General features: G+C 76.0%; 1 protein-coding gene. It reads right to left on the reverse strand.

Going from position 1 to position 1,720, the window contains the following annotated elements; all coding sequences use genetic code 11:
* Positions 1 to 193: 193 nt before the first annotated feature.
* A partial coding sequence (locus ACWGDE_RS38720; RefSeq protein WP_453393780.1) for an extracellular catalytic domain type 1 short-chain-length polyhydroxyalkanoate depolymerase occupies positions 194 to 1,720 on the reverse strand: 1,527 nt, incomplete at its 5' end.

The raw sequence follows: 1,720 nt of genomic DNA on the forward strand, positions 1-1,720 counted from the left end.
GACTGGCCGGAGGCTACGGGCGGCCGCCCCGGCGCCGACACGGCTGCGCCCGCCATGTTCGCGGCCGCCCCGGTGGGTACGGCCGCCATGGCGGGCGAGCGGAGGACCGGGATGCGCCGGGGAGAACCGCTACGGGCGCCCTCGACGGACAGCCTCCGGGGCGGCCGCCCCGGGCATCCGCCACGGGCAGCCGCTACGGGCAGCCGGCGTCGGCGATGACGAAGTAGCCGGCCGGCGCCTCCCTCAGCGTGTGCGTGACGAAGACGTTGTAGAGCCCCAGGTCCTGGTGCGAGCCCTTGGCGTGGGCGTGGCTCCCGTCGGTGGTGGCCCGTCCCGCCTGCACCTGCTGGTAGTTGTTCGCGGTCCAGCAGGCCGCGGGCGCGCCGGTCGTGCTCACCGTGACCGGGCCGGAGCGGGCGCCCGCGGTCCCCGCGGCGTCGCGGGCCGCCACGGTGTAGGTGTGGCTCGTCCCGGGAGCGAGCCCGGTGTCCTCGTACGGAGCCTCGGCGGGCGCGGCCACCTGGGTCCCGTCCCGGTACAGCAGGTAGCCGGCGGCGCCCGGTACGGGGTTCCAGGACAGGGTGACGCTCGTGTCGCCGGCGCCGGTCGAGGCTAGACCGGTCGGAGCCGGCAGGGTTCCGGGACCGGGACCGGGACCGGTCCCGTCGAGGCCGAAGAACCGCGTGATCCAGTCGCTGGAGCAGATCGAGGCGATGAAATGGGCGGTCCCGGTGCGGCCGCACTGGCCGGGGCCGGTCCCGGGGTCCACCGGGGTGCCGTGGCCGATGCCGGGGACGCGGTTCACCTCGACGGCCACCGTGCCGTCCCCGGCGAGGTACTCCTCGTGACGGGTGGCGTCCGGACCGATGGACGTCGTGCGGTCCGGGGTCTGGGTCAGGCCGTGCAGCGCGGTCCACTGGTCGCGCAGCTCGTCGGCGTTGCGCGGCACCACCTTCGTGTCCTGGTCGCCGTGCCAGACGGCCAGCCGCGGCCAGGGTCCGGTCCACGACGGGTACGCGTCGCGCACGCGCTGCGCCCACACCGCCGGGCTCCGGTCCACGCCCGGGCTCATGCAGGCGAGTGCGCCGGTGTCCCTGGTGCAGTCGTAGGGCAGGCCGGCGACGACGGCCCCGGCCGCGAACACGTCCGGATAGGCCGCGAGCATCACCGAGGTCAGCGCGCCGCCGGCCGACAGGCCGGTGACGAACGTGCGCCGGGGGTCGGCGCCGTAGGCGGAGGCCGCGTGGGCGGCCATCTGCCGGATCGAGGCGGCCTCGCCCTGACCGCGCCGGTTGTCCGTGGACTGGAACCAGTTGAAGCACTGGCTGATGTTGTTCGCCGACGTGGTCTCCGCGAACACCAGCAGGAATCCGCGCCGGTCGGCGAGTTCGGTCAGCCCCGAGTTGTCGGCGTAGATCCGGGCGCTCTGGGTGCATCCGTGCAGCGCGACCACCACGGGCGGCCGGGCCGGGAGCGTGGCGGGCCGGTAGACGTACATGTTCAGCGCGCCGGGGTTGGCCCCGAAATCGCCGACCCGCTCCAGGGAGACGGCGGCACGGGCGGCGGGCGCGGGCCCGGCCAGGATCCCGCCGACGGCGAGCAGTACGAGCGCGAGCAGCCGTACGAGGGCCGGGCGCGGGCGCCGCGGGGACGGCGCGGGGGAGGTGGGAGGGGCGGGCGGGGCGGACATGGCGGCTCCCTGAGGCGGCGGGCACGGAGC

Source organism: Streptomyces sp. NPDC054956, from assembly GCF_053609185.1.